Genomic DNA, 25746 nt, shown 5'->3' with positions numbered 1-25746 from the left:
GTGGGTTTTTAGGGCTTCTTTGCAACGCGCCGCCTCCGGGGTTGTGGGGGGGGGGTTTTTTGGGGGGGGGGGGGGGGGGGGCCCCCCCCCCCCAAGCCCCCTGCCACAAGGGGGGCACGCCCCCCTTGTGAAACCCCGGTGGATATTTTGGGCCAGAATGAAAGCAGACAGGGTGTTTGTGCCCCTGTGCTGCGTGTTGCGGTGGTTGTTCCGTGTCCCGGGAGGTTTGCGCGCCGCTTCAGACCAGCCCCGCCAGTGCTGTAAAGCCAGCCACCAGCGCTGCAACGGCGCCGCCCACAGCCAGAATGTTGCGCGTGCGGGCGCGGTCCTGTCGTGACCGTGCCCCAGCGGCATAGTCGAAGCGTTCATAGATCACATTGGCCATAGGCAGGCCCAGATCAAGCAGCGTATCCGACACGGCCACCACCATCGGGCCGGGGCCGCAGATCAGGGCCTTGGTTTGCGCAGGGTCCAGCCCGTCCAGCATGTCTGCCAGCCGTTCCCGTGTCAGACGACCGGGCAGTATGTCGGGGCGCGCTGCGCCATCTTCGCAGGTCAGCCACAGGCGCAGGTCCAGTGTTCGTGTGGCGGCGCGCATTTCATCCAGGCAGGCGAAATTCTGCAATGCGCCGACCGCATAGGCCAGTCGCACGGGCCGCGTGTCGCCGCGCGCCACCATGTCGCGCAAGATGCCCAGCACCGGCGCGATCCCCACGCCGCCGCCGATCAGCAGCACGGCCTTCGGGTCATGCGCCTGCAGGCTGAATTCGCCATATGGCCCGTCAATGCCGATGGCGTGGCCTTGCGGCAAGTCCCCGATCCGGTTGGTGAAATCGCCTGCTTCCTTGATCAGCAGGCTTATTCCTGGGCGTGCGGGGCTGTCGGATATGGAAAACGGGTGGTCAAACAGCGGAAAGCGCCGCGTGCCTTCGGTCATCCAGACGAACTGGCCCGCGTGATAGGGCAAGGCAGGGGTGCCGGATGCGGGTTGTATGTCCAGTTCCCACATGCGGTCGGCACGTTTGGTGACGGATGCCAGCCGCCACTTGTGCCGACGCAACTGCGCCCAACGCCAGCCATAGAGCGTGACCATCACCGCCAGCACAACTGCGCCCACCGCCCACCAGAATGCTGCAAGCGGGCCTTGCGCGCTGAAACGGCCCACGGCAATGGCATGGTGCAGCCCACCAGCCACGGCAACCAGCGCCAGCACTACATGCACCGCGCGCCACGCCTCGTAGCGCCATGGCAGGCGGTCGCGCAGGATGGAGCTGGCAATCAGCACCACCAACGCCCCCAGCGCCACCACACCGGACAGGTAGGCGGGGGCGGTCAGATAGAATTGCAGCCGCAGCCAGCCCAATGCGGGATCTGCGGCAAATGTGGGCCAGATATAGGCCAGCGGGTGCAGCACCACGGCCAAAGCCAGCCAGGATGCGGCCAGTTTGTGAAAACCCATGATCTTGTCGATGCCCAGCCGCCCGGACAGGTTTTCGAACCGCCCTGATGTGACGAACTGCACCGCCATTCCCAGCAGGGCGATCATGCCCATTGCCGCTGCGGCATATTCCCAGCCGGACGCCGGGGCGGTTTTCTGGGTCAGGGCAAGGGCCAGCGGCAGGGTGGCTGCCAGCACATAGCCCAGTGCAAGGCCGGGGCCGGACGGGCGAAGGGCGAAAAAGGCGTTCATGTGCGGCATGGCTTGAAATGCACTCCTGTTCCGGCCAGACTGTGGGGCACAGGATCACATCTGCCATGATGCAGATCAAGCGTTGTGGACAGGCGGCATGCTACCCTTGTCATAGCGAAGGCAAAAGGGGGGGCAGATGCGCCTTGTTTCCATTCTGATCATGGTGATGGTATTGCTTGCACCGCCACAAGCCCGTGCCAGCGATCTGGTCGGGCTGGAGCGGCTGATTGCGGCATGGCTGAATTCCCCGCATGGCGATTATCATTCACTGTCTTTCACCTATTGGAATGACGCGGGGCAGGTGCCCGAATCCTGCGCCATGTGCCATTCGGAAACGGGGTTTCTGGATTTTCTGGGCGCCGATGGCAGCCCGGCAGGCGCAGTCCACAGCCCCGGTGTGATAAATTCGCCCATAGGCTGCGTGGCCTGCCACACGTCCGAGGCGCATGCGCTGGATGCGGTCACCTTTCCGTCCGGCGTGGTGGCGGAAGATCTGGGCGCGCAGGCCACCTGCATGGTATGCCATCAGGGGCGGCAATCGGGCGACCAGGTTGCGGCGCGGGTTGCGGGGATGGATGATGACGCAGTGTCTGCCGATCTGGGCTTCGTGAATATTCATTATGCGGCGTCTGCGGCCACGATGCTGGGCGCGCAGGCGGGGCCGGGCTATCACTATGCGGGGCGCAGCTATGCGGGGCGGTTCATGCATGTGCCCGGTGCCGATAGCTGCGTGGCCTGCCATGATCCACACAGCACTGCTGTTGAAACCGATGGCTGCCTGACCTGCCATCAGGGGGTGGCTGATATCCGCGACATCCGGACCCAGCACCGCGACTTTGCCGGGACAGGTGACAGGGCGGGCGGTATTCATAGTGAAATCATGGCATTACAAGGCGAACTTCTGGCGGCGATCCGTGAATATGGCGCGCAGGTTGCGGGTGCACCGATTGCCTATGTGTCGCGTCATCCGTATTTCTTTGCTGATCCTGATGGTACGGGTGAGCTGCCTTATGAACAGGCAACGCATGGCAACCGCTATCAGTCCTGGACCCCGCGCCTGCTGAAGGCGGCTTACAACTATCAGGTCGCGGCCAAGGATCCCGGCGGCTATGTGCATAACCCGCGCTATATGCTGCAAATCCTGTATGACAGTCTGCAAGACCTGTCGCAGCAGGTGGATGTCGACATGTCCCGTATGGCGCGGCCCTGAGCGGGAGATAGCGGAGTATCATACGATCAGCGTGAAATACCTTGTTTGCGTTTGCTTCTTGCATGAAGGGGACGCCCAAAGGCGCGGAGCAAAGGCCGCAAGCAGTCCCGCGTCATCGGCGGGTCGTCCCGCGGCCTGCCGATGACCCCTGCGCACAGCACACCATGGATGCCGGAGTATGCCGCCTGCATAAACTGCGCGTCTCCGACCTGGGACCGACAGACCCCGGCCCGCCGATAGCGCGGGCTTTTGTCTCGTAATCAGCGTTCGAAAAGGCCAATAGTCAACATCATCCCGCGTCAGTCCAATGCCGCAAGAATGGTGTGTGCCTGTGCGCTATCGCGGTCCATTTGCGCGATAAGGGCATCAAGGCCGTCGAATTTCATCTCATCACGCAGGTGTTCAACCAACGCCACAGACAGATGCGCGCCATACAGATCGCCATCGAAACCGAACAGGAAACTTTCCAGATTGGGTTGGTTTTCCCCGAACATCGGCCGCACCCCCATGGAAGCAACGCCGCCATAGCGCCCGGTATGCGGGCCGGTCAGCACATCCACCTGCACGGCATACACCCCGAATCGTGGCGGGTGCAGGCCAGCGATGGACATGTTCGCCGTGGGGTAGCCCAGCCCGCGCCCGCGCTTCTCGCCATGCAGAACGACCCCGTCGATACGGTGCCAATGGCCCAGCATGCGCGCGGCGTCGCGTGGGCGGCCATCCGTCAGCGCGGCGCGGATGGCGGTGGACGAAAATACCGCGTCACTGTCGCGCAACAAGGGCGCGATGGTCACGTCAAACCCCAGATCGCGCCCGTATTGTGCCAGATCCTGCGCGGTGCCCTTGCGGCCCCTTCCGAAACAGAAGTCGGCGCCGATTACGACATGCGACACGCCCAGCCCCTGATGCAGCACGATCTGCGCGAAATCCTGCGGCGAAAACCCCGACAGTTCCGGCCCGAATGGCAGTTGATACAGGCATGACACCCCCATGCGCGCCAGCCGGTTGGTGCGGGCTTCGGCATTCATCAGCCGGAACGGGGGGGCGGAAGGGGCGAAAAATTCGCGCGGATGGGGTTCAAAGGTGACAATGCCCAAAGGCGCATTATCGCGCCGTGCAAGGTCGATAACTGTCTGGTGGCCCAGATGCACGCCATCGAAATTGCCCATGGCAACCGATGCGCCCCTGCAATGCGCGTCCAGCGATGTCCAGTGGTTTACAATACGCATCTGTCCCCTGCGGGATACAATGGCGCGCATGCATCCCGACTTAGTCGAATTTCCGGCTGGGTGCCAGCACAGTGGCTTCACCCTTCAGAACAGTCGTATTGCCTACACTGCACCGACAATCAAGAGTGACGCGGCGCTTGGCGTAATCAATGGTCAGAACCGAGACTTCTGCCAGCACCACATCACCGGGACGCACGGGGGCCATGAATTTCAGGCTCTGGCCCATATAGATGGTGCCATGGCCGGGCAGTTGTTCGCCAATCACTGCGGAAACCAGTCCTGCGGTCAGCATGCCATGTGCAATGCGCCCTTCAAATATGGTGTCCTGCGCATAGGCATCATCCAGATGCACCGGGTTCCGGTCGGTCGAGACTTCGGCAAAAAGTTCGATATCGCGATCGGTGATTTCCTTGCGCAGATGGCGCGTCATCCCGATTTCAAGATCCTCAATACAGATGGTGCCGCGGGGAAGATTGTCATTCATGCCATGGTCCAACATTGCTGCATACCTTTCGTCGCGCCGAATCTGACGTTTTGTTGCAGTGCAGCATTACCCTGAATCGCGGCGTCGCGCAACATGCCTTGGAATTTTAATTCCAAATAACGACTATTGTAGTAATTTTATTACTTCGGTCTGCGATCCCGGACCTGTGGTGCCGAGGGGGCAATGCAGGGCGCGCGTGACCAGGGTATGGCGGGGTCGCACGTGTTCTGGTCATGGATGTAGCCGCGCCACAGGTCTGGCCGGGGACTGCCGGTCCGGCGTTATAGGGGATCACTTTATGCAGGCGGCATACCCCGTCCTTCAATGCGAGAGGCAATGCCAGCCAAACCGGCAGGCCGCAGGACGGCCCGCCGGTGGCGCGGCGGCCTTGCGGCTTTTGCTCCGCGCCTGTAGGTGCGCGAATGTCCGTATCAACCGAGATAAGGAATTGCGAAAGTCGGCATCAGTTCCTTTGCCGCCAGCCATTCCTGCAAGCGGTCAGGGTCCGGCGTGGCAGGGTTGGGGCCGAATTCATGCGCGGCCAGACCGCCGGTCACAAACAGCGTGTCGATGCCTTCGGCAATGCCGCCCTGAATATCGGTATGAATACCGTCGCCTATGGCGATTACCCGGTCGCTGGAAAATTTCAGCCCCAGTTGCGCGGCATGCCTGCGCGCCAGGTCATAGATCGGAGGGTGGGGTTTGCCGAAATACAGCGCCTCGCCGCCCATTTCAGTGTAAAGCTGCGCCAGCGCCCCGGCGCAGTAAATCCGCGTATCGCCGTAATCGACCACAAGGTCGGGATTGGCGCACAGCATTTTCAGCCCCCGCACCTTGGCCGATAACAGACGCCCGCGATAATCTTCCGGCGTGTCGGTCATGTCGTCGAAGGGACCAGTGCAGACAATCCCTTCAGCATCATCAAAACCGACGCGGGTGATGGGGGCATGTTCCGCCGCCCAATGGGGCAGGTTCAGGAACAGGTCATCATCCTTGGCCGGGCCAAGGTGCCAGACCTTGCGGCCCACAGCACCAGTCAGCAGCGCTTCCTGCGTGGCGTCGCCAGATGTGACAATGCCGTCATAGGCGTCGCGCGACAGGCCCATCTCATCCAGCCGGGCCTGCACGGAAGCCGCCGTGCGCGGCGCGTTCGTCACCAGCAGCACCCGCCCGCCATTTTCACGAAATGCACATAGCGCAGCTTGCGCGCTGGCGTGAATGCTGCGCCCGTTATGGACACAGCCCCACAGATCTACCAGCGCCAGTTCATAATCTGCCGCAACCTGCGCGAACCCCGTCAGCAGGCGCGTCACAGCGCAAGTACCGGGATGATCTGTTTCTTGCGGCTCATGACACCGGGCAGCACCACATTGTCGCCTGTCGCATCCACCCCGAAGGATTTCTGCGCAAGCCTGCGCGTCAGGTCATTGGGCAGCAACAGCGTGGCTTCTTCATTCAGGATATCCACGATGAACAGCAGCACCTGATCCGCGCCATCCTCTGCCGCGACGGTTTCCATGCTGCGCATCAGGCTGTCCTTGCGGGCCAGAACCTGACCGGGGGATGTGGTTTCCAGAACCGACACGCGGAATTTCTTGTCGCCCACCTCGAAATTCTTGGAATCCATCCGCAGTAATTCCGCATCGCTGAAGCTGGAAATGTCGGATTTTGCAGCAAACATCGCGCTGGCCAGTTCGCCCATATCAACGCCCAGATCCTCGGCCAGCGCATCGGCCAGGGCGCGGTCGGTGGGCGTGGTGGTGGGTGAACGAAATTCCAGCGTGTCCGACAGGATGCACGACAGCATCAGCCCCTTGATGGCGCGCGGCGCCTGCGCCATGTCCGCGCCGATCAGCTCATGCATGATGGTCGCGGTGCAGGCCAGCGGGCGCATGGTAATGTCGATCGGCCCTTTGGTTTCCAGCCCGCCCACCAGTTTGTGGTGGTCGATGATGGCGAGGATATCGGCCTGATTGATGGTGGCGGGCAGTTCGGCGGGGTTGTTGGTGTCAACAATCACAACGGGCGTGCCCGCGGGCAGGTCCGTCAGGATGTCGGGCTGGTCCATGCCCCAATGGTTCAGCACGAATTTCGCTTCCGAATTGGGTTGCCCCAGAAGCACGGCCTGTGCGGGGGTATTCCGCACCTGTGACAGATACCAGGCCCATATAAGAGGCGAGCCGGTCGAATCGGTATCAGGGGAAAAATGGCCGAAGACTTTGATCATTTTGAAGGTCCGCATATTGGGCTGGGATGTGTTCGCGCAGGTTTATACCGCCGCAGCGCCGCATTGTCACGCAAGGGCTGGCAGATTGATCGCCGCGACATCAACCACCCATACCGGGGCAGGTGAACCCCTGCCACGTGACGATTATTTTTCCGGTATACGGGTGTTGACAGCGGATGATCCTATGCCTACCTATGCGCCGTTAGCACTCGTGCCGCATGAGTGCTAACAGATTTCAACCTGGAACCAAAGGAGCGTTCTCAGATGGCATTCAAACCGCTGCATGACCGTGTTCTCGTCCGTCGTGTCGAAGGCGACGATAAAACCAAGGGCGGTCTGATCATTCCAGACAGCGCCAAGGAAAAGCCCGCCGAGGGCGAGATCATCGCAACCGGTGAAGGCGCACGCAAGGATTCCGGCGAACTGATCGCGATGGCTGTAAAAGCCGGCGACCGTGTTCTGTTCGGCAAATGGTCGGGCACCGAAGTCACCGTCGATGGTGAAGAGCTGCTGATCATGAAAGAAAGCGATATTCTGGGCGTTTTGGCCTGATCGCTTCCGATTTTCAAGAAATAGAGACAACCAGGAGGCACCCCAATGGCTGCTAAGGACGTCAAATTCAACACCAACGCCCGCGATCGTATGCTGCGCGGCGTCAATACTCTGGCCGATGCGGTGAAAGTCACCCTTGGCCCCAAAGGCCGCAATGTCGTCATCGACAAATCCTTCGGCGCACCGCGCATCACCAAAGATGGTGTAACGGTTGCCAAGGAAATCGAACTGGAAGACAAGTTCGAAAACATGGGCGCGCAGATGGTCAAAGAAGTGGCCTCACGCACCAATGACGAAGCTGGCGACGGCACCACCACCGCAACCGTTCTGGCACAGGCTATCGTGCGCGAAGGTCTGAAATCGGTTGCCGCAGGCATGAACCCGATGGATCTGAAGCGCGGCATCGATCTGGCAACCACCAAGGTTGTGGAAGCGATCAAGGCTGCGTCACGCCCTGTCAGCGACAGCGCCGAAGTTGCGCAGGTTGGCACCATTTCCGCCAATGGCGAAGCTGAAATCGGTCGTCAGATCGCGGATGCGATGCAGAAAGTCGGCAATGAAGGCGTGATCACTGTCGAAGAAAACAAAGGTCTGGAAACAGAAACCGATGTTGTCGAAGGCATGCAGTTCGACCGCGGCTACCTGTCACCCTATTTCGTGACCAACCCCGACAAGATGATTGCGGAACTTGATGACGCACTGATCCTGATCCACGAAAAGAAACTGTCCTCGCTGCAGCCGATGGTTCCGCTGTTGGAGCAGGTGATCCAGTCGCAAAAACCGCTTCTGATCATTGCAGAAGATGTCGAAGGCGAAGCACTGGCAACGCTGGTGGTCAACAAACTGCGTGGCGGTCTGAAAATCGCAGCAGTCAAGGCGCCCGGCTTTGGTGACCGTCGCAAGGCCATGCTGCAGGATATCGCCATTCTGACCGGTGGTCAGGTGATCAGCGAAGATCTGGGCATGAAGCTGGAAAGTGTCACGATGGACATGCTTGGCACCGCCAAGACCATCAAGATCACCAAAGACGAAACCACCATCGTTGACGGGTCCGGCGAGAAAGCTGAAATCGAAGCACGTGTTGCCCAGATTCGTCAGCAGATCGAAGAAACCACCAGCGACTATGACAAAGAAAAGCTGCAGGAACGTCTGGCCAAGCTGGCCGGTGGTGTTGCAGTCATCCGCGTTGGCGGCATGTCCGAAGTCGAAGTCAAGGAACGCAAAGACCGCGTTGATGATGCCCTGAACGCGACCCGTGCGGCCGTGCAGGAAGGCATCGTTGTCGGTGGCGGCGTGGCGCTGATTCAGGCTGGCAAAACTCTGGAAGGTCTGACCGGTGAAAACAGCGACCAGACGGTCGGCATCTCGATCGTGCGCAAGGCACTGGAAGCGCCACTGCGTCAGATCGCTGAAAACGCTGGTGTGGACGGGTCCGTTGTGGCGGGCAAAATCCGCGAGAGCAACGACAAGACCTTCGGCTTCAACGCTCAGACCGAAGAATATGGCGACATGTTCAAATTCGGTGTGATCGACCCTGCGAAAGTTGTGCGCACCGCACTTCAGGATGCAGCATCGGTTGCCGGTCTGCTGATCACCACCGAAGCCATGATCGCCGACAAGCCGGAGCCGAAAGGCCAGGGCGGCGGCGGCATGCCCGACATGGGCGGCATGGGCGGCATGGGCGGCATGATGTAAGACGCCCTGTCACCAACTGGCAGAAATGGAAGGGCCGCGCATGTCGCGGCCCTTTTTCGCATTTTACTGAACCCGCGCAGCGATTGCGGCGCATACAAAAAAAACGCCCCTAAGGGCGTTTTTATATGTCGTGTCGCGCTGTGATTATTCCCGTCAGGTCAGTGAACGCTGACCGGGTCATAATCATTCTGGCGGGCCATCACGAAGGCCATGGTCCGGTCCGTGACCACGGCCATCTGTTCACCTTCTTCATGGTGAATGGCGTAAACTTGCGCGACATCGGGCAGCTGCGCGCGAATTTCGTCGGGCAGATCGCTGGCCTTGATCGGGCGGACATAGACGATTGGCCGCGCCGTATGTTTCAGGGGAAAGCTGTTATCCATGGGTCGCATCCTTTCCTTGACTACGCTTGATCGCAATTGTCTGCACAGTATCTTCCTGTTCCTGTCGGCTGAGGTCGACATGCAAAAGGCCGTTTTCCAGACAGGCCTGTGCGACATCCACCCCGTCGGCCAGTGCGAAAACGCGCTGGAACTGACGCGCCGCGATGCCGCGATGCAGGAAAACGCGGTCGTCCTTGTCGTCGCTGTGCTGATGGCCGCGCACTATGAGCTGGCGTTTCTCGACCGTAATCGAAAGATCACCATCGCCGAAACCGGCCACAGCAAGGGTAATACGAAAGCTGTTTCTGCCCGTTACTTCGATATTGAAGGGGGGGTAGCCATCCGCGCCGTTGCGTGCCGTGCGTTCAACAAGGCGTTCCAGCTGGTCAAACCCCAAAAGCAAAGGGTGAGAAGGAAAAGTCAGTTTACTCATCAGCCCGGCCCTTTCATAAGCGACTTTGCTGCAGGCCCCGTTATGGCAGCCTTGTCAAATATATGGGGCGGATGCGGTAAATCGCAAGATGTACGCACCCGCGTGGTGCCTGAATATGCAGCAGCGCCGACAAAAGCTTTTGCGAACGGGAATTTGCGGCTATTGTAGCGGCAGGTTACACAAAGATGACGGATAAAAATGAACTCTCCGCAGGAAATGGATCATGAAGGCGTGTTGCGCGTCAAACTGGAAGTATTGCGGCAGAAACACCGTGATCTGGACGAGGCGATTGACGCCTTGCAGGAAAAGGGATCGGCGCAGCAACTGACCATCCAGCGCCTGAAAAAGGAAAAACTGCGGCTGAAGGATCAGATTTCCCGTATCACAGATGAACTGACCCCTGATATCATTGCCTGATGCAATTGCACCCGCGCAGCCCATCGCTATAGTGCGCGCAATCATTTTTACCCGGGGGCAAGATGACGGATATCAAGGTTGGGATCATCATGGGCAGCCAGTCCGACTGGCCGACCATGCGCGAAGCTGCAAATCTGCTGGATGATCTGGGCATTCCCTATGAAACGCGAATCGTGTCAGCGCACCGCACGCCCGACCGGCTGTGGGATTACGGGCGCGGTGCAGTTGCGCGCGGCTTGCAGGTCATCATTGCGGGCGCGGGCGGGGCGGCGCATCTTCCCGGCATGATGGCGTCGAAAACGCGGGTGCCGGTGATCGGTGTGCCGGTGCAGACCCGCGCCCTGTCGGGGGTGGACAGCCTGTATTCCATATTGCAGATGCCGCGCGGTTTTCCCGTGGCGACAATGGCCATTGGGGCGGCGGGGGCGGCCAATGCGGGCCTGATGGCGGCAGGTATTCTGGCGCTGAACGACCCTGACCTTGCCGTGCGTCTGGATAAATGGCGCGATGATCTGTCGGCCTCCATCCCGGAGGAACCCAGCGATGACTGACGCGCTTGAAGCAGGCAGCGTGATCGGCATTCTGGGTGGCGGGCAGTTGGGGCGCATGCTGTCGATGGCGGCGGCGCGGCTGGGCTATCGCTGCCACATCTATGACCCTGCGCCCCTGCCACCAGCGGGCCATGTCGCGCAAAAGGTGGTCACTGCACCCTGGGATGATGCGACCGCCTTGCAGAACTTCGCCGCCGGTGTCGATGTCATTACCTTTGAGTTTGAAAACATCCCCACGGCCACGCTGGATCTGCTGGAACCGCTGCGTCCCATTCGGCCGGGTAGGCAGGCGCTGGCCGTGTCACAGGACCGGCTGAGTGAAAAGGATTTCCTGCGCGAACTGGGGCTGCCAACTGCGCCTTATGCCCCCGTCGCGACCGCTGCGGAACTGGACGCGGCACTGGCGAAGGTTGGCGCACCTGCGATTCTGAAAACCCGCCGTCTGGGCTATGACGGCAAGGGGCAGGCGCGACTGCAAAGCGCGGATGACGCGGCAGGCGCACTGGCCGTGATGCAAGGCGCAGAGGCCATTCTGGAAGGGTTTGTCACGTTCAGCCATGAAGTGTCGGTGATTGCCGCGCGTGGGCTGAATGGCGATGTAGCGGCGTTTGATCCGGGCGAGAACCTGCACCGTGACGGGATTTTGCGCGAAACCCGTGTGCCTGCGCGGCTAAGCCCCGCGCAGCGCAGCGATGCTGTGTTGATTGCCGCGAAAATACTGAATGCGCTGGATTATGTCGGCGTACTGGGTGTGGAACTGTTCGTCACGGCGCAGGGGCTGGTGGTGAATGAAATTGCCCCGCGCGTGCATAATTCCGGCCACTGGACACAGGATGGCTGCGCGGTGGACCAGTTTGAACAGCATATCCGCGCGGTCACGGGCCTGCCTTTGGGCGATGGTGGGCGTTATGCCGATGTGGTGATGGAAAACCTGATCGGCGATGACATGGACCGCCTGCCGGAATTGCTGAAAGCCCGCGATGTGGCGCTGCATCTTTATGGCAAGCCAGAGTGTCGCGCGGGGCGGAAAATGGGCCATGTGAACCATATTCAGCGCCCGAAGGGGTAGATGCCGGGTGAGAGTGACCCTACCCATTCTGTCTGAGGGTGGTTTCAGGCCGGAGAACGGGTATCAGGACTGCCAAGGCGCGGAACAAAGGCCGCAGGTCGCCGCGCCATCGGCGGGTCGTCCCGCGGCCTGCCGGTTTCGCCAGCGTCATGCCAAGCCTTGAATGCAGAAGTGAGGCCGCATGGACATGGATAAAGTGAACTCCTATAACGCCGGACCGGCAGACCTCGGCCCACCGATGGTGCGGTGCAACACCCGTTTCATCCCCCTGCGCGCGCCGTGTCAGTTTTCGATGTCGCGCGGTGTGGTCAGGTTACGCAGGATATCGGGTTTGACCCAGCGACTTAGCGTGTCGGAATCGGGTATATGCTGCAACAGATTGCGTTCCAGCATGGACTGAAATGCGCCTTGTTCTGTCAGGACGCCAAATGGCGTGGGCGTGGCCAGATAGCGCAGCGCATCCGCCAGGGTCAGGTCATGGTCGAACTGCCCGTCTTCCAGAAATTCCAGTGTATGGGCAATGACCAGTGGGTTGTTCATGATGAATGTATGGGTGGCGGATATGACGATATGGTCGCGCATCCCGTCCAGCCGTGTGCTTTCGACTGAGACCTTGCCATCATCCGCGCCTTCGATCAGCGACGATAGCAGCGGGTTCAGCGAAAGATCCCCCGCGATGATGCCCAGGTCATAATCCGGCATTGTCGGCAGCATTTGCGGTGTCGCGTCTTCATGCGTGCCAAGTTCCAGCCCTGCGGGGCCGTTCAACCAGGAAAATGCTTCGATATCGGAAAAGTAATCCACCAGTTCCGACCCATGATTGGGCGGGGCCAGCATCACGACCCGTCCCATTTGCGCCGGGCGCGTGCGGTCCAGCCAGGCCCTTGCCAGTATGCCACCCATCGAATGGGTAACAAAATGCACCGGCCCCGCCGTATTGCATTCCTGCACGGCCAGTCCCACATGGCGCAGCAGATCCTTGATGGGGGCTGCGGTGGACGGATAGCCATGATTGACAGTCTGATAACCATGCAATTCCAGCGCTTCTTCCATGACCGCCATGGAATATTCACTGCGCGCCAACCCATGCAGCAACACCACACAATCGGCCAAAGCGGGGGCAGGGAACAGACAGAGCGCGGCAAGAATTTTCTTCATGCCGCCAATATAGGGCTGGGAATTGTAATGTGCCAGTAGGGGGAAGGGCAGATGACGCAACTGCGTCTGGCCGTCATTTTATCGGGCGGTGTGCGCTGGCACTGCATGGTTTTGAATGTTCTGGCAAGATGAAGCAGGGCGGGTGCAGTTCCCGGACGTGGGAACCGGTTTTCGTCATGCGAAGATGCGAGGGTGACATGCATCAGTGGGGCCTGCATGCGCGCGCAGCCACGCAGGCCCCTTCTATGGCATTACGCCTTTTCGGCCAGGAATTTTTCGGCATCCAGCGCGGCCATGCAGCCCATACCTGCGCTGGTGACGGCCTGACGGTAGGTGTGGTCGGTCAGATCGCCTGCGGCAAAGACACCGGGGACAGACGTGCGTGTGCTGCCTGGTTCGACCCAGACATAGCCACCTTCCTGCATTTTCAGCTGGTCCTTTACCAGTTCGCTGGCGGGGCTGTGGCCAATCGCGATGAACACGCCTGCGCAGGCGATCTCCTGGGATGCGCCACTGGTGACATGGCGCAGGCGCACACCTTCGACACCGGGGGAGGTTGTATCGCCCAGCACCTCGTCAAGGGCATGGTCCCAGATCACCTGAATCTTGGGGTGGTTCAGAAGCCGGTGTTGCAGGATCTTTTCTGCACGCAGGCTGTCGCGGCGATGAACCAGTGTCACTTTCGATGCGAAATTGGTCAGGAACAGCGCTTCTTCGACAGCGGTGTTGCCGCCGCCGATGACCGCGACTTCCTTGCCGCGATAGAAGAAACCGTCACAGGTGGCGCAGGCGGACACGCCCATCCCTTTGTATTTTTCTTCCGATGGCAGGCCCAGCCAGCGCGCCTGCGCGCCTGTGGCCAGAACGATGGCATCGGCGGTATAGGTGGTGCCGGTGTCGCCAGTGGCGATGAAGGGGCGCTGCGACAGGTCAAGTGCCGCAATATGGTCGGATATGATTTCCGTCCCCATTTCGCGGGCATGCGCTTCCATCCGCACCATCAGTTCCGGCCCGGTGACCATGGAATCACCAGGCCAGTTTTCGACTTCGGTGGTGATGGTCAACTGCCCGCCGGGCTGGATGCCCTGTACCAGAAGCGGCTGCAACATTGCCCGCGCGCCATAGACTGCCGCCGTATAGCCCGCAGGGCCAGAGCCGATGATAAGAAGCCTTGTATGGCGGGTGTCAGTCATGATCGCGTCCTTCAGTCTGGCAATTCACGCGCAATGTAGGCACTTGGGCGGGCAGCACAAGAGGCATTCCTTGCCGCGTGGGGCGGAACAATTTATTGCGCAACTTTGAAATATTATTGCGCGCGCGGGCGCTTCGGCATACATAAGTCGCAAATCTCAAGGAGTGTCCGCATGTCAGGCAGCAAGCTTGATCCCATCGATCGCAAGATACTGGCCGAATTGCAGGCAGATGGTCGCATGACGAATGTTGAACTGGCCAAACGAGTCGGTATTTCGGCGCCGCCATGTTTGCGGCGCGTGCGCACATTGGAAGAAGCCGGATATATTCGCGGCTATCATGCGCAGGTCAATGCGCGTGATCTGGGATTCGAGGTGCAGGTATTTGCAATGGTCGGTCTGAACAGCCAGGCAGAGGCCGACCTGTCGCGTTTCGAACAGCGCTGCCGGGATTGGCCGCTGGTGCGCGAATGCCATATGCTGAATGGCGAGATAGACTTCATCCTGAAATGCGTGGCCCCTGATCTGTCAAGCTTTCAGAGTTTCCTGACAGAGGATCTGCTGGCCGCAGAGAATGTCGCAACGGTCAAGACATCGCTTGTGATCCGCTGCGCCAAGGCGGAGCCGGGGGTGCCGTTTGATGTGCTGGAAGCGCGCGCGGCAGAAATCGGGTAATCGCCGCAGTATTCCGACATCAGAGGAATGCAAGATTGGGTAGAAACCAGCATGAAGCGGGTGTTTGGGGATTCCAAAAGCGCGGGCTACATGCGCGCGCCAACATCCGCTTTATGCCCGGAACCACCCGTAAACGGGATATTGCGATCTGATCTGAACCACCAGATGCCTACCTTGCGATGTCTTCCATCTGGACGAACATGTTTTTCCACGCACGGTCAATCAGTTCGGGGGTCATGTGGCGTGGCTTGCCTTCGAATTCGCAGATATTGATCATCTGGTCGATCAGGAAGATCGGCTGATAATTGGCATAGACATTGTCTATGGTCGGATATTTCTTCTGGATCAGATAGATGATTGCATCTTCATCCAGTGGCATTCTGCGTTTTCTGGCCACCATTGCGAAGATTTTCAGGAAATCTGCCTGGTTGGGGCCGTCAATCCTGACCTTGTAAAAAATCCGGCGCAGCGCGGCCTGATCGAAAATTTCATTCGGGTGGAAATTGGTCGAGAAGATGACCAGCGTATCGAAGGGCACAATGAATTTTTCGCCCGACGCAAGGGCAAGGATGTCATAATTCATTTCCATCGGCACGATCCAGCGGTTGATGATCGCCTGTGGCGGTTCTTCCTGCCGTCCCAGATCGTCAATGATGAACACGCCGCCTGTTGCCTTGAACTGCAAGGGCGCCTGATAGGTACGTGATGTGGGATTGTAGTTCAGATCCAGCATCGACAGGGTCAGTTCCCCGCCGGTTATCACTGTCGGACGTTCGCAATAGACATAGCGGTTGTCAAAGCGGTTGCCACTCTGGCGCAGAAGTGACGGGTTGTCGTCGGATGTCTTGACCAGCTTATGCACGATCGGGTCATAAACACTGATCACCTGACCTGCGGTTTCAATGGCGCGGGGCACATAGATGCAATCCCCCATCGCCGCGCGGATACCATTCGAGATCGAGGATTTGCCATTACCCGGCGGGCCATACATCAGGATTGACCGCCCGGAACTGACAGCAGGGCCAAGATCATCCATCAGGCTGGGGGGCAGGATCAGGTCGCCCATCGCTATTTTCAGTTCGCGCCGGGTAATGCGGATATTGCGGATGGTCTGGCGTTCGATCTGTTCGCGGTAGCTGTCCAGCGGCACGGGCATAGGCCCGTAATATTCGGATTGCGACAGCGCATAGGTCGCGCGCGCCTTGCCTGCCTCGGTCAGCTCAAACGCGGCTTCGGTTCCGTCATCATCGGATTTTGTGCTGCGCGCTTCAAGCAGGCGTTCGGCACGCACCAGATCGACCAGTTCAATCGTTTGCGGGATTGGCAGGCAGATATGGCGGGCGATATCAGTGATCCGCGACAGTGACATGCGGTAGATGGTCTTGATCAGAATATCGCGCATCAGCACCGTGCTCAGCCCGGTGGCGGCAAGCGTGCGGACAGGGGCGGGGGGCTGGATGGTCGGTGTCTGCCTATTCATGAAGGAATGCTCGCGCTTATGGGCGGATGGTCGGGGCCAGCCCCTGAAAAAACGTTAAGCTGCGCTGCCATTGCCAAGACATGCGGCCAGCGCAATATAAAACAGCAGCGCAGGCCCCAGCGCTAGTCCAAGTGGAAATTCCCTGCGGTGCCAGCTTTCCCAGTCCGGCGCCAGATGCAGCGCAAGGGGGGTCCGCCGCAGCACGCGATGCACAGCAAAGCTGATGATGACAACCACGCCCAGCAAGGTCAGGAACAGGCTCAGATCCCCCAGGGCGATGAACGGGGCCATGGCTGCGGCGAATTTTGCGTCCCCCGCGCCCAGCAGGCCCACGCCATTCAGCACGAAGCCCACGCCCAGCACAGCGGCGAAATTGGCCCAGCCCCATGCCCATGTCTGCAACGGCAGCGCGATCAGCCCGACGATCAGATAAATCCCCAGAAGGATCAGCACGGCCTTGTTATGGATTTTCATCCATTTCATGTCGCTCCAGGCGACCCAAAGGCTGATTGGCGCAATGAAAGGCAGGAACCACAGCGCCGACGTGCTTGCAAGTGTCATCAACCGCGCCCCCCGCCTTCAAGCGCACGCAGCGCACGCACGGCTTCCTCGAAATGCTGCGGATGGGTTTCGATGGCCTCGCTTAACATGGTGCGGCCGACATTGGTGTCGCCCTTGCGGATGGCGGCGATGGCCATCGTATGCAGCAGCATCGCGCGTTCCTGTTGGGACATACGCACCAGCGGCAGGCTGTAATTGCCTTGTGCCGCGCGTGCCAGTGCCATGTTGTTCTTGGCAGTGAACATGTCGGGGTCATGCTGAAGGGCCTGTGCAAACAGGCTTTCGGCGTCGCGGGGCGCGCCGCGCGTCAGTTTGGAATAGCCCCAGTTATTCAGCACACCCGCAGGGCGCGTGGTCAGGCCAGCGGCGGTTTCATAGAAATGATCGGCCTTTTGCCATTGCTGTTTGCTGTCGGCGATGATGGCTTCCAGACGGTAGCGATCATAGCTTTCATGGGTGGGCGGAACCGCGTTCAGGGTGCGTTCGGCTTCTGCCCAGCGATTGGCGCGGATATAGGTATCGGCCAGCATCAGGCGGTCATCATGGGTCGCATCCGCATCCGCTGTGACCCGCTGCCATACGGGAAGCGCATCTGCGACGCGCCCGGCGCGTACAAGTGACCGCGCCAGCCCGCGCTGGCTGCCCAGATGGGTGGGATCACGTTCCACCTGCGCTGCGAAATAGGAAACGGCTTCTTCGGGGTTGCCCGCAGCCAGCATCAGATCGGCCATATTCTGATTATCGACAGCAACAACGCTGTCAATCGCGCGGGTTACTGCGGCCTGCTTGCTGCCTTCGCACGCGGCTACGACAAAAACGCTGCCTGCCAGCAGCGCAATCAATCCGGGGTGGCGCATTTTTGCGTCCTCACTGCTCTTATAGTGGCGTGGACAGCAACAGATACCTGCCCGTTCCCCGCCGCATCAACGAAAGCTGATGTGCCTCGGTGTCATCATAGCCGGTTTGCGCAGTCTTTTCGATGGCTAAACGCAAATTTTCGCGGATTTCACGCGCCTGCCCGCTGTCAAAGGCAAAAGCGTTGCGGAAATGCAATTGCGCTTCGCCCCAGCGGTTTTGTTCGGCAAGGGCGACGCCCAGATTGTTATGCGCGGGCACAAACTGCTGGTCCAGTTCCAATGCGCGGCGCAAGACCTGTTCGGCCTGCTGAACGCGGCCCAGCCGCAGGTTTGCGGACCCGATCGCCGACAGCGCGTCAACCGATGTGCCCTGTTCCGCCATCGCGCGGTAATAGGCGCGCAGCGCCAGTTCAAATTCACCCGCCGCCATCAGCCGGTGGCCGACGATCAGCCCGTCCACGGCATCAGCGACATCGCCGCGCCCGGCCTGCGGACCCATCTGGTCCGGCCCCTTGCCAAACTCAGTTCCGCCGCCCCCGGGCGGGGCAGGGCTGCAGGCTGCGGTCACAATGGCAAGGCAGGCGAAGGCAACAAGAACAGAACGCGGCATCAATTCCCCATGATGGCGCCTGCATTCAGTTCTGTCATCACACCAACGACAGAAGGACCGATCAGAATGATCAGCAGTGGCGGCACCGTGAACATCATTGTGCCCAATGTCATCTTGGTCGGCAAGAGGTTGGCCTTCTCTTCGGCGCGCATGATGCGTTTATCCCGCATTTCAGCAGCAAAGATACGCAATGCCTGCGTGATGGATGTGCCATAGGTTGCGGCCTGCACCATTACGGTGACAAAGGACGTGATGTCGGTCAGATCGACACGTTTGGCCATTTCGCGCAGCACTTCGCCGCGTTCGCGCCCGGCGCGCACCTGATCGCCCACAGTTGTCAGTTCCTCGCTCAGCGCCGGATAGGCGGGGCGGATTTCCTGCGCGACACGCTGGATGGACTGGTCCAGTGACTGGCCCGCTTCAACACAGATCAGCATCATGTCCAGTGCATCGGGGAACCCGGCCATGATTTCTTCCTGACGGGCCGTCGCGCGTTGTTCCACCCAGCGGCGTGGCATGAAGTAGCCAATCAGCATGGGTGCCACCATGACCGCCGCAAGAGTGGCAGTTCCGTTCAGCTTGTCGGGCAGGATGACGAAGATCAACAACAGCGAAAAAAGCAGACCGCTGATCGCCAGCAGGAACTGGATCGCGTGCAGGTCACGCACAGCGCTTTTGCCATGATAGCCGGCCAGAACCAGTTTCTTGCGCGCTTCCGACAGTTCCTTTTCATCGGTGGGTTCCAGAAACTTGGCATATTTACGCAGGGCCGCCATATCAAGCCCAGTGGCGGCGCGGCGCAAGGTTTGGGCACTGCCCTGATTCTGACGTGCGCGTGACGCGGTTTCGCTGAATTTGGCCATCGGGTCTGGCCGTCCGTTTGCCACCAGTGCAAGCCCGGCAACTGCGATCAGGGCCACACCACCGATCCCCGCCAGCATGATCATGCCGAATGCACCCTGAAACATGTCCAACATCTTACGCCCGTCCTTCGTTAAAACGTCCTGCCCCCATACGAGGATCAGGCTTACACTTTGATATTTGTCATCTTGCGCATGTAGAGAATGTTCACGACCAAAAAGACGCAGACGACAATGGCCAGCGGAATATACAAGGGGGTTTCCTTCACGCTGTCATAATAGTCGGGCTTGATGGCCTGAATCATGACCATTGCAGCAATCGGAAACCCCGACAGGAACATGCCGGACCATTTCGCTTCTGCGGTAATCGCCCTGACACGGCGGAACAGTTTGAACCGCGCGCGGATGACCTTCGACAGACCTTCCAGAATTTCCGCCAGATTGCCCCCGGATTTTTGCTGAATGGACACGGACACGGCCAGAAACCGCAAATCCTGCATATCAAGGCGGTCGCCGAATTCCGCGATTGCCTCGCCCGCGTCGCGGCCATAGGCGACCTCATCCGCGATCAGGCCCAGTTCGGTGCCCAGGGGGTCGGCCACTTCTTCGGATGCGATGGTCATTGCCGAACCGAACGGATGCCCCACGCGCAGGCTGCGCACGATCAGTTCAATGGCTTCGGGAAGCTGTTCCTCGATTGCTGATACCCGTTTCTTGGCCTTGCCTGCCAGCCAGAAATAAACCCCGCCAAACCCGAATCCCGCAGCCAGCCCCGCGCGCAGACCGAATGTCGCAGAGGTGGTGAGCGACAGCAGCAGGAAGCTGAACACCGCAAGCCCCGCCATCAGCAGGATCAGGGTTGCAGGGGTAAAGGCCACATTGGCCTTGCGCGCATGCGATTGCAGCATCCCGTAGAGCGGCAGCGCAGATGCGCCGCGCCCATGCGCCGCGCGTTCCTTGCGCAGGTGTTCCATCACGTCCTGCTTGGTGCGCCCCTGATCCATCAGGTCCAGCCGCCGGTTCATTTTTGTGGAATGCTCGATGCTCTTGCCGAAGGCCAGCAGATAGATGCCCTGAATAACCAGAACAACCGCGCCGAATATCGCCAGATAGATCAGGGGACTAAGGGACATGTGTTACCTCGGGCCGGTGGGTTCATAAATGGTTGCGGGCAGCTCATAGCCCCAGCGGGCAAAGCGATCGGCATAATGTGACCGCAGGCCGGTTGCGGTGAAATGGCCGACAATCTTGCCGCCGGGTTCCAGGCCGGTACGTTCAAAGCGGAAGATTTCCTGCATGGTGATGATTTCGCCTTCCATACCGGTAATCTCGGTGATGGACATCATACGTCGCGACCCGTCCTGCAGGCGTGATACCTGCACGATAAGGTTGACCGCCGAACCGATCTGGCTGCGCACGGCGCGCAACGGCATTTCAAGCCCCGCCATGGCGACCATGTTTTCCAGGCGGCTGATCCCGTCGCGGGCGTTGTTGGCGTGGATTGTGGTCATGGACCCGTCATGGCCGGTATTCATGGCCTGCAACATGTCGATCACTTCCTCGCCGCGGGTTTCGCCGACGATAATACGGTCCGGGCGCATCCGCAGGGCGTTGCGCAGACAGTCGCGCTGGGTGACGGCCCCTTTGCCTTCCATATTGGCGGGGCGGCTTTCCATACGGCCCACATGGATCTGCTGCAATTGCAGTTCGGCGGTATCTTCGATGGTCAGCACACGTTCTTCATTGCCAATGAAACCGGACAGCGCGTTCAGGGTTGTGGTTTTGCCTGACCCGGTGCCGCCCGACACAACGACATTCAGCCGCGTTGCCACTGCCGCTTCCAGATACAGCGCCATTTCGGGCGAAAAGGCCCCGAAATTCACCAGATCCTGAATGCCGAGTTTTTCTTTCTTGAACTTCCGGATGGACACCAGCGCGCCATCCACTGCGACTGGCGCAACCATCGCGTTGAAGCGCGACCCATCCGCCAGACGGGCATCGACATAGGGGTTGGATTCGTCCACACGGCGCCCGACCGCAGACACGATCTTGTCGATAATCCGCATCAGGTGCCGGTCATCGCGGAAGGTCACATCACTGAGTTCCAGCTTCCCCGCGCGTTCGATGAAAATCTGTTTCGGACCATTGACCAGAATATCGTTGATCGTGTCATCGCCCAGCAAGGGTTCCAGCGGGCCAAGACCCATCACCTCGAAATAGAGATCCTGATTCAGCATCATCCGCTCGTCATGGTTCAGCACCACGTCAAATTCAGACAATGCTTCTGCAACGATCGCGCTGATTTCGGCACGGACCTCTGCTTCGCTGGCTTTTTCCAGCGCGGCCAGGTTCAGGTCTTCCAGCAGGCGTTTATGCAGATCGCTTTTTATCGCGTTGATCCGCAATCTGCGCAGCGCAACCTTGTCGGGGGCGGCAGCGCGGGCGGCGTGCCGTGCGTCGGGACGGGGGGCGGCAGGGACCGGGGTTTCAGGGCGGCTGGCAGCGGGTGTTGCGGTGACCGGTTCAGCGGTCACGGAAACGGGCTTGCTGCCGGTGTCTTTGCGATAACGTGCAAACATTGATACGAACCTTGTTATTCAGCGGCTATTTTTGCCGTGCCCTGCGGCTGTTGCAGTGACTGCGCGAGCTTGCGGATTTCCTTCCCTGCGGGGTTCTTGGGCGCGAATTCCCCAAGCGGCAGGCCGTGGTCATTGGCGTCACGCACCTGCGCGCCACCATCGGGGATGAAGGTTTCGATGGAAATGCCAAGGCTTTCGGCCATGCGCTTCGCGCGTGAACGACCGCCAAGGTCAGTAAAACGTGGTGCGCGGTTCAGCACAAAGCGGAACCTGTCGGTGGACAGGCCATCGGCCTTCAGCGCGCGGATCAGCCGCAGGGTATTCTGGGCGCTGCGCATGTCCAGTTCCATCATTGCGAAATACTGCTCCGCCGCGCTCAGTACCGTTTCGGTCCAGTGAACTATGGTGCGCGGCATGTCGACCACGACAATATCGAAACTATCCCGTGCAATGCCGATGACGCGCTCGATTTCTTCGGGGGAGAGCAGGTCCAGCGGCAGCATGTCGGACGGGGCGGTCAGCACATGCAGCTTTTCCTGAAATTTCTGCAAGGCGGAATAAAACGCATCGCTGTCCATCGTGCTGGTCTGGGACAGCATTTCATAGACCTTCTCTGTCCGTGGCAGGTCCAGATAGGTGGACACAGACCCGGACTGGAAATCCAGATCGAGAATGCAGACCGATGGCGCGGATTTGTTCTGTGCCTGAACCAGTTCCCACGCCAGATTGACCGCGAATGTCGTGGCCCCGGCGCCACCTGCAAGGGCCTGCACCGCGAACACTCTGCCGTTTCTGCCGGTTGATACAGGTGTCGTCGGCGTGCCAACTGCGGCAAGGGCGGATTTGCGCATCCGCTCTATCGTGTCCTTCAGGGCGTTTTCGGGCAGGGGGTAGGGCACGAAATCATCAGCACCGGCACGCAGCAACTGGTGTAGCAGGATGGGTGACAGCGATTCCGCGATCAATATGACCCGGATGGATTTCGCCGCCGCGCGTTCAATAAGCAGCCGCACCAGATTGGTCTGGGCCGCATCCTCATCATCGAGCGCGATGGCCAGCAATTCCAGATCGGCTGCTTCAGGATCATCCAGGAATGACACAGTTTCGATAAAGGTCAGCTCGCCCCAGGATTCGGGGAAAACTGCTTCCATATCCTCGATCAGAAGATCGAAATTCCGAACGTCCCGGCAGACCGTACAGGCCCGAATCCGTGGTTCTTCCGTTACTCCGCCTGCCATTTGGCCAACCCCAATACTAACTGATACGTGTTCGATACAATGTGCGGAATCATCCCTGATACGGAATGACCATGACACTGTCCCAGGATTGTCCCCAAATCTGGCAAGAATTAGGCTAAACAAATGCAATTGTTCGACGGTTTTGCGAAAGGGGGGCATCCTGCGCCATGATTGGTGCAGGATGGAATGGCCCGTCTGGCGGTGGGAAACAGACGTTAAAGCCCGCGCTACCGGTGGCTCGCTGGACGGCTAGCTGATTGCGCGGCGGGTTTGCGTCCTTGCTCCGCGCCTTTGGTTGCGCGAATGCCCGCATTATGGCGGGATGCGCCCAGTCCCCGTGGGGCCCGCACGCAATCAGCGGCCATGGGCATCACAGACACCACTAAACGCCCACGCCGCCAATAGATGCGGGAACATGCTGGCGCGGGCCGTGTTCAGCAGATGGGAAATATCAGGGTGTTCCCTGCGTTGGTCGCGGGGCCGCGCTGGCCACATATTCACGGTGCAGGATGCGGGCATATTCGCCGTTCATCACTGTGGGGTGACGACGGATCGCGCCGGCAATTTCTGTGACCGTCCGGCGGTTGGCGCGTTCACGCCCCTGGGTGACGATCAACGGCTGTGTCTGCCCGCGCGAGACTGTGGCGATGATGCTGTTGCGCGGAATGCCTTGCTGCATCAGATAGCTGCGCACGGCATCAGCGCGGCGCTGGCCCAGACGCCGGTTATAGGCCGCACTGCCCACGGCGTCAGTATGGCCGAAAATGCGGAAACGCAGTTCCGGGAACTGTTTCATCCAATGTGCCTGATGACGCAGAATGCGCCGGGCTTCTGCGTCAAGTACGGCACTGTCGAAGGCGAAATTCACCATTGCGGGAACTTCTGCTTCAAACCGGCGGGTCATAATTTCCGCAATGTTGATGCGGCCGGTTTGTACCAATGTGTTATGCATGGTCGGGTTGCCGAAGCCGCCTTCGTCCAGACCGATACCTGCTTCCGGCGCATTCGGACCATCACAGGCGACCAGCACGGCCCCCGCAGCGCCCAGCATGAAAAAACGTCTGTTCATACCTTAATCCAATACATAGCCGTAAGAGCCGCCGAAATCCTGCCGGGCCACTTCGCCTTCGGCGCCGCTGTTGCGCGATGTCAGGCGGCCGCTCAGGAACAGGTCGCGTTCCGACGGCGGGCGCACGCGGTCTGTGGGCAGCATCAATGCCTCGCCGCGGGTGGGGGTAACCAGATGCGCCGTGATGATGATCACAAGTTCCGTCTGGCGGCGTTCATAGCCCGAACTGCGGAACAGGGCCCCCAGAATGGGAATATCGGACAGCCACGGCACGGAACTAGAATTGGCGCGGAAATCATCTTCCAGCAGGCCCGCGATTGCGAAGCTTTCACCATCGCGCAATTCAACTGTGGTCTGGGTGGCGCGCGTGCGGAAGGCTCGCGCCGGAATGCCACCTGCACCGATCCCGTCCCCGGACAGGGCAGTATCTATCGAACTGACGGAAGCATTCAGCGTCAGGTTGATGACATTGTCATCCAGCACGCGCGGGGTAAACTGAAGTTCCACCCCGAATGGCCTGTACTGAACGGCGATATTCCCATCGGTCGAGGCCACAGGCACCGGAACTTCGCCCCCCGCAAGGAAGGACGCTTCCTGCCCCGACAGCGCAGTCAGGTTCGGTTCGGCCAATGTTCGCGCCATACCCTGCGCTTCCAGCGCTTCCAGCAGCACTTGCGCGGTCAGGCTGCCGCCCCCGACACGAAAGCCCAACGCCCCTTCGCGGCCACCTGTCGCACCGGGCAGAAGGCCCGTACCTGCACCATCCAGCGTACCACTGCTGAATTGTGCATGCGTGCCCGCATTCAGCTGAAAGCTGATGCCAAGGTTTTTGCGCACTTCGCGGTTCATTTCGGAAAAGCGTACTTTCAGCATGACCTGCTGTGTGCCGCCCACGCTCATCAGGTTGGACACGCGCTCAGGCGCGTAGCGCTGCGCCAGTTCCATGGCGGCATCCAGCCGCGCGGCCGTGGACACGACGCCCGACAGGACAATGCCGTCATTGGCGGTGCGCACCTCAATGCGTTCATTAGGCAGGATCTGGCGCAATCTTTCGCGGAATTCGGCAATATCGGGGGTGACCTGCACATCGACATTGGAAAACAGGCTGCCATCCGCGCCAAGAATGGTCAGCGTGGTGCGCCCCGGTGCCTTGCCCAGCACATAGATGGACCGGTCGGACAATGTGGAAATATCGGCGATACCGGGATTGGCAATCGACAGTTCCGCAAAGGGCGTGTCGGTTTCCACGACCACGGCCCTGTTCATCGGAATGCTGAGGGTGGATGATGACGTGCCATTGAGCACGCGCAATGTTTCCGAATGCGCGCCCGTCGGGACCGCAACTACAAGCGCGCTTGCTGCAAGCAGTGCCGCCGCCAATGTCTTGAACTTCATCTGAACCTGCCTCGAACAACTGCCTGTTTCATTGCGGGGTTTTCCCCATTTTGCCAGAGCATGGCGTAAATCGGATTTTTTTGCAAGTTTTCAGTGCTTGGCGCGCGTTGCTGATGTGAATTTTGCAACTTTTA

Annotated in this window: 26 protein-coding genes; 7 read left to right on the top strand and 19 right to left on the bottom strand. The window is 59.7% G+C overall.

Going from position 1 to position 25746, the window contains the following annotated elements; translation table 11 throughout:
• Window positions 1–238: 238 nt before the first annotated feature.
• Window positions 239–1699, bottom strand: coding sequence for a ferredoxin reductase family protein (locus tag PUT78_RS11700; RefSeq protein ID WP_274352447.1), 1461 nt, complete (start codon window positions 1697–1699; stop codon window positions 239–241).
• Between the two features lie 127 nt (window positions 1700–1826).
• Here PUT78_RS11700 and PUT78_RS11695 point away from each other — a divergent pair, with 127 nt between their 5' ends.
• Window positions 1827–2900, top strand: coding sequence for a cytochrome c3 family protein (locus tag PUT78_RS11695; protein ID WP_274352446.1), 1074 nt, complete (start codon window positions 1827–1829; stop codon window positions 2898–2900).
• A 299-nt stretch (window positions 2901–3199) separates the two neighbouring features.
• Here the strand turns inward: PUT78_RS11695 and PUT78_RS11690 are convergent, their stop codons facing one another.
• The 4 genes from PUT78_RS11690 to PUT78_RS11675 all read right to left on the bottom strand — a co-directional run bounded on the left by PUT78_RS11690 (window position 3200) and on the right by PUT78_RS11675 (window position 6840).
• The gene (locus tag PUT78_RS11690) at window positions 3200–4129 is read right to left on the bottom strand and encodes a bifunctional riboflavin kinase/FAD synthetase (protein ID WP_274352445.1); all 930 of its coding nucleotides are present in this window, start codon (window positions 4127–4129) and stop codon (window positions 3200–3202) included.
• 40 nt (window positions 4130–4169) lie between these two features.
• A complete protein-coding gene (locus tag PUT78_RS11685) occupies window positions 4170–4613 on the bottom strand; it encodes a MaoC family dehydratase (RefSeq protein WP_274352444.1) in 444 nt (147 codons plus the stop codon).
• Between the two features lie 431 nt (window positions 4614–5044).
• On the bottom strand, window positions 5045–5926 hold the full coding sequence (locus PUT78_RS11680; RefSeq protein ID WP_274352443.1) for a TIGR01459 family HAD-type hydrolase: 882 nt from the start codon (window positions 5924–5926) through the stop codon (window positions 5045–5047).
• Window positions 5923–6840, bottom strand: coding sequence for a manganese-dependent inorganic pyrophosphatase (locus PUT78_RS11675; RefSeq protein WP_274352442.1), 918 nt, complete (start codon window positions 6838–6840; stop codon window positions 5923–5925). The genes PUT78_RS11680 and PUT78_RS11675 overlap by 4 nt, the downstream gene beginning before the upstream one ends.
• A gap of 264 nt (window positions 6841–7104) precedes the next feature.
• Between PUT78_RS11675 and PUT78_RS11670 the strand changes: the two genes are divergently transcribed.
• Together PUT78_RS11670 and groL are read left to right on the top strand one after the other, a co-directional pair.
• Window positions 7105–7392 carry a co-chaperone GroES gene (locus PUT78_RS11670; protein ID WP_274352441.1) on the top strand — a complete coding sequence of 96 codons (288 nt, stop codon included), beginning with the start codon at window positions 7105–7107 and terminating at the stop codon, window positions 7390–7392.
• Window positions 7393–7437: 45 nt separating this feature from the next.
• Window positions 7438–9087, top strand: coding sequence for a chaperonin GroEL (groL, locus tag PUT78_RS11665; RefSeq protein WP_274352440.1), 1650 nt, complete (start codon window positions 7438–7440; stop codon window positions 9085–9087).
• Window positions 9088–9245: 158 nt separating this feature from the next.
• Here groL and PUT78_RS11660 read toward each other — a convergent pair whose 3' ends face one another.
• Window positions 9246–9470 carry a DUF1150 family protein gene (locus tag PUT78_RS11660; RefSeq protein WP_274352439.1) on the bottom strand — a complete coding sequence of 75 codons (225 nt, stop codon included), beginning with the start codon at window positions 9468–9470 and terminating at the stop codon, window positions 9246–9248.
• On the bottom strand, window positions 9463–9903 hold the full coding sequence (locus tag PUT78_RS11655) for an Hsp20 family protein (RefSeq protein WP_274352438.1): 441 nt from the start codon (window positions 9901–9903) through the stop codon (window positions 9463–9465). Before PUT78_RS11655 ends, PUT78_RS11660 begins: the two co-directional genes overlap by 8 nt.
• Before the next feature lie 198 nt (window positions 9904–10101).
• Between PUT78_RS11655 and PUT78_RS11650 the strand changes: the two genes are divergently transcribed.
• From PUT78_RS11650 to PUT78_RS11640, 3 genes are all read left to right on the top strand, one after another.
• Complete coding sequence (locus tag PUT78_RS11650; protein WP_274352437.1) at window positions 10102–10320, top strand: YdcH family protein; 219 nt, start codon at window positions 10102–10104, stop codon at window positions 10318–10320.
• A gap of 62 nt (window positions 10321–10382) precedes the next feature.
• A complete protein-coding gene (gene purE / locus PUT78_RS11645) occupies window positions 10383–10871 on the top strand; it encodes a 5-(carboxyamino)imidazole ribonucleotide mutase (protein ID WP_274352436.1) in 489 nt (162 codons plus the stop codon).
• Window positions 10864–11940, top strand: coding sequence for a 5-(carboxyamino)imidazole ribonucleotide synthase (locus PUT78_RS11640; RefSeq protein WP_274352435.1), 1077 nt, complete (start codon window positions 10864–10866; stop codon window positions 11938–11940). Before purE ends, PUT78_RS11640 begins: the two co-directional genes overlap by 8 nt.
• A 282-nt stretch (window positions 11941–12222) precedes the next feature.
• On the opposite strand, the gene PUT78_RS11635 is transcribed toward PUT78_RS11640, so the two are convergent.
• Both PUT78_RS11635 and trxB read right to left on the bottom strand, forming a co-directional pair.
• Complete coding sequence (locus PUT78_RS11635) at window positions 12223–13098, bottom strand: alpha/beta hydrolase (RefSeq protein ID WP_337994674.1); 876 nt, start codon at window positions 13096–13098, stop codon at window positions 12223–12225.
• A gap of 251 nt (window positions 13099–13349) precedes the next feature.
• The gene (gene trxB, locus PUT78_RS11630; RefSeq protein WP_274352434.1) at window positions 13350–14291 is read right to left on the bottom strand and encodes a thioredoxin-disulfide reductase; all 942 of its coding nucleotides are present in this window, start codon (window positions 14289–14291) and stop codon (window positions 13350–13352) included.
• A 171-nt stretch (window positions 14292–14462) separates the two neighbouring features.
• Between trxB and PUT78_RS11625 the strand changes: the two genes are divergently transcribed.
• Window positions 14463–14963 (top strand): Lrp/AsnC family transcriptional regulator, encoded by a 501-nt coding sequence (locus tag PUT78_RS11625; protein WP_274352433.1) that lies wholly within the window; start codon window positions 14463–14465, stop codon window positions 14961–14963.
• Between the two features lie 169 nt (window positions 14964–15132).
• On the opposite strand, the gene PUT78_RS11620 is transcribed toward PUT78_RS11625, so the two are convergent.
• The 10 genes from PUT78_RS11620 to PUT78_RS11575 all read right to left on the bottom strand — a co-directional run bounded on the left by PUT78_RS11620 (window position 15133) and on the right by PUT78_RS11575 (window position 25612).
• Entirely contained in the window at window positions 15133–16443 is a 1311-nt protein-coding gene (locus PUT78_RS11620; protein ID WP_274352432.1) for a P-loop NTPase family protein, read from the bottom strand.
• A 54-nt stretch (window positions 16444–16497) separates the two neighbouring features.
• On the bottom strand, window positions 16498–17004 hold the full coding sequence (locus PUT78_RS11615) for a prepilin peptidase (protein WP_274352431.1): 507 nt from the start codon (window positions 17002–17004) through the stop codon (window positions 16498–16500).
• On the bottom strand, window positions 17004–17861 hold the full coding sequence (locus PUT78_RS11610; protein ID WP_274352430.1) for a tetratricopeptide repeat protein: 858 nt from the start codon (window positions 17859–17861) through the stop codon (window positions 17004–17006). The genes PUT78_RS11615 and PUT78_RS11610 overlap by 1 nt, the downstream gene beginning before the upstream one ends.
• A gap of 19 nt (window positions 17862–17880) precedes the next feature.
• On the bottom strand, window positions 17881–18471 hold the full coding sequence (locus tag PUT78_RS11605) for a tetratricopeptide repeat protein (protein ID WP_274352429.1): 591 nt from the start codon (window positions 18469–18471) through the stop codon (window positions 17881–17883).
• The gene (locus PUT78_RS11600) at window positions 18471–19448 is read right to left on the bottom strand and encodes a type II secretion system F family protein (RefSeq protein WP_274352428.1); all 978 of its coding nucleotides are present in this window, start codon (window positions 19446–19448) and stop codon (window positions 18471–18473) included. Before PUT78_RS11600 ends, PUT78_RS11605 begins: the two co-directional genes overlap by 1 nt.
• A 50-nt stretch (window positions 19449–19498) precedes the next feature.
• Window positions 19499–20464 (bottom strand): type II secretion system F family protein, encoded by a 966-nt coding sequence (locus tag PUT78_RS11595; RefSeq protein ID WP_274352427.1) that lies wholly within the window; start codon window positions 20462–20464, stop codon window positions 19499–19501.
• 3 nt (window positions 20465–20467) lie between these two features.
• On the bottom strand, window positions 20468–21910 hold the full coding sequence (locus PUT78_RS11590) for a TadA family conjugal transfer-associated ATPase (protein ID WP_274352426.1): 1443 nt from the start codon (window positions 21908–21910) through the stop codon (window positions 20468–20470).
• Window positions 21911–21924: 14 nt separating this feature from the next.
• Complete coding sequence (locus PUT78_RS11585) at window positions 21925–23148, bottom strand: CpaE/TadZ family protein (RefSeq protein WP_274352425.1); 1224 nt, start codon at window positions 23146–23148, stop codon at window positions 21925–21927.
• A gap of 451 nt (window positions 23149–23599) precedes the next feature.
• Entirely contained in the window at window positions 23600–24217 is a 618-nt protein-coding gene (locus PUT78_RS11580; protein ID WP_274352424.1) for an OmpA family protein, read from the bottom strand.
• A 3-nt stretch (window positions 24218–24220) separates the two neighbouring features.
• Window positions 24221–25612, bottom strand: coding sequence for a type II and III secretion system protein family protein (locus PUT78_RS11575; protein ID WP_274352423.1), 1392 nt, complete (start codon window positions 25610–25612; stop codon window positions 24221–24223).
• Window positions 25613–25746: the final 134 nt, after the last annotated feature.

The organism is Roseinatronobacter alkalisoli (genome assembly GCF_028745735.1).
In the GTDB taxonomy this organism is placed as follows: domain Bacteria; phylum Pseudomonadota; class Alphaproteobacteria; order Rhodobacterales; family Rhodobacteraceae; genus Roseinatronobacter; species Roseinatronobacter alkalisoli.
Note: the sequence above shows the minus strand (reverse complement) of the source record. Positions and strands in the feature narration are given on the sequence as shown.

Excerpts from the sequence above, each read along its gene's own strand:
- PUT78_RS11685 (WP_274352444.1), bottom strand. The coding sequence starts at position 4,613 with ATGAATGACAATCTTCCCCGCGGCACCATCTGTATTGAGGATCTTGAA.
- groL (WP_274352440.1), top strand. The coding sequence starts at position 7,438 with ATGGCTGCTAAGGACGTCAAATTCAACACCAACGCCCGCGATCGTATG.
- PUT78_RS11650 (WP_274352437.1), top strand. The coding sequence starts at position 10,102 with ATGAACTCTCCGCAGGAAATGGATCATGAAGGCGTGTTGCGCGTCAAA.
- PUT78_RS11700 (WP_274352447.1), bottom strand. The coding sequence starts at position 1,699 with ATGCCGCACATGAACGCCTTTTTCGCCCTTCGCCCGTCCGGCCCCGGC.
- PUT78_RS11690 (WP_274352445.1), bottom strand. The coding sequence starts at position 4,129 with ATGCGTATTGTAAACCACTGGACATCGCTGGACGCGCATTGCAGGGGC.
- PUT78_RS11575 (WP_274352423.1), bottom strand. The coding sequence starts at position 25,612 with ATGAAGTTCAAGACATTGGCGGCGGCACTGCTTGCAGCAAGCGCGCTT.
- PUT78_RS11625 (WP_274352433.1), top strand. The coding sequence starts at position 14,463 with ATGTCAGGCAGCAAGCTTGATCCCATCGATCGCAAGATACTGGCCGAA.
- trxB (WP_274352434.1), bottom strand. The coding sequence starts at position 14,291 with ATGACTGACACCCGCCATACAAGGCTTCTTATCATCGGCTCTGGCCCT.
- PUT78_RS11675 (WP_274352442.1), bottom strand. The coding sequence starts at position 6,840 with ATGATCAAAGTCTTCGGCCATTTTTCCCCTGATACCGATTCGACCGGC.
- PUT78_RS11595 (WP_274352427.1), bottom strand. The coding sequence starts at position 20,464 with ATGTCCCTTAGTCCCCTGATCTATCTGGCGATATTCGGCGCGGTTGTT.
- PUT78_RS11600 (WP_274352428.1), bottom strand. The coding sequence starts at position 19,448 with ATGTTGGACATGTTTCAGGGTGCATTCGGCATGATCATGCTGGCGGGG.
- PUT78_RS11590 (WP_274352426.1), bottom strand. The coding sequence starts at position 21,910 with ATGTTTGCACGTTATCGCAAAGACACCGGCAGCAAGCCCGTTTCCGTG.
- PUT78_RS11585 (WP_274352425.1), bottom strand. The coding sequence starts at position 23,148 with ATGGCAGGCGGAGTAACGGAAGAACCACGGATTCGGGCCTGTACGGTC.
- PUT78_RS11640 (WP_274352435.1), top strand. The coding sequence starts at position 10,864 with ATGACTGACGCGCTTGAAGCAGGCAGCGTGATCGGCATTCTGGGTGGC.
- PUT78_RS11635 (WP_337994674.1), bottom strand. The coding sequence starts at position 13,098 with ATGAAGAAAATTCTTGCCGCGCTCTGTCTGTTCCCTGCCCCCGCTTTG.
- PUT78_RS11610 (WP_274352430.1), bottom strand. The coding sequence starts at position 17,861 with ATGCGCCACCCCGGATTGATTGCGCTGCTGGCAGGCAGCGTTTTTGTC.
- PUT78_RS11580 (WP_274352424.1), bottom strand. The coding sequence starts at position 24,217 with ATGAACAGACGTTTTTTCATGCTGGGCGCTGCGGGGGCCGTGCTGGTC.
- PUT78_RS11670 (WP_274352441.1), top strand. The coding sequence starts at position 7,105 with ATGGCATTCAAACCGCTGCATGACCGTGTTCTCGTCCGTCGTGTCGAA.
- PUT78_RS11605 (WP_274352429.1), bottom strand. The coding sequence starts at position 18,471 with ATGCCGCGTTCTGTTCTTGTTGCCTTCGCCTGCCTTGCCATTGTGACC.
- purE (WP_274352436.1), top strand. The coding sequence starts at position 10,383 with ATGACGGATATCAAGGTTGGGATCATCATGGGCAGCCAGTCCGACTGG.
- PUT78_RS11695 (WP_274352446.1), top strand. The coding sequence starts at position 1,827 with ATGCGCCTTGTTTCCATTCTGATCATGGTGATGGTATTGCTTGCACCG.
- PUT78_RS11615 (WP_274352431.1), bottom strand. The coding sequence starts at position 17,004 with ATGACACTTGCAAGCACGTCGGCGCTGTGGTTCCTGCCTTTCATTGCG.
- PUT78_RS11620 (WP_274352432.1), bottom strand. The coding sequence starts at position 16,443 with ATGAATAGGCAGACACCGACCATCCAGCCCCCCGCCCCTGTCCGCACG.
- PUT78_RS11660 (WP_274352439.1), bottom strand. The coding sequence starts at position 9,470 with ATGGATAACAGCTTTCCCCTGAAACATACGGCGCGGCCAATCGTCTAT.
- PUT78_RS11655 (WP_274352438.1), bottom strand. The coding sequence starts at position 9,903 with ATGAGTAAACTGACTTTTCCTTCTCACCCTTTGCTTTTGGGGTTTGAC.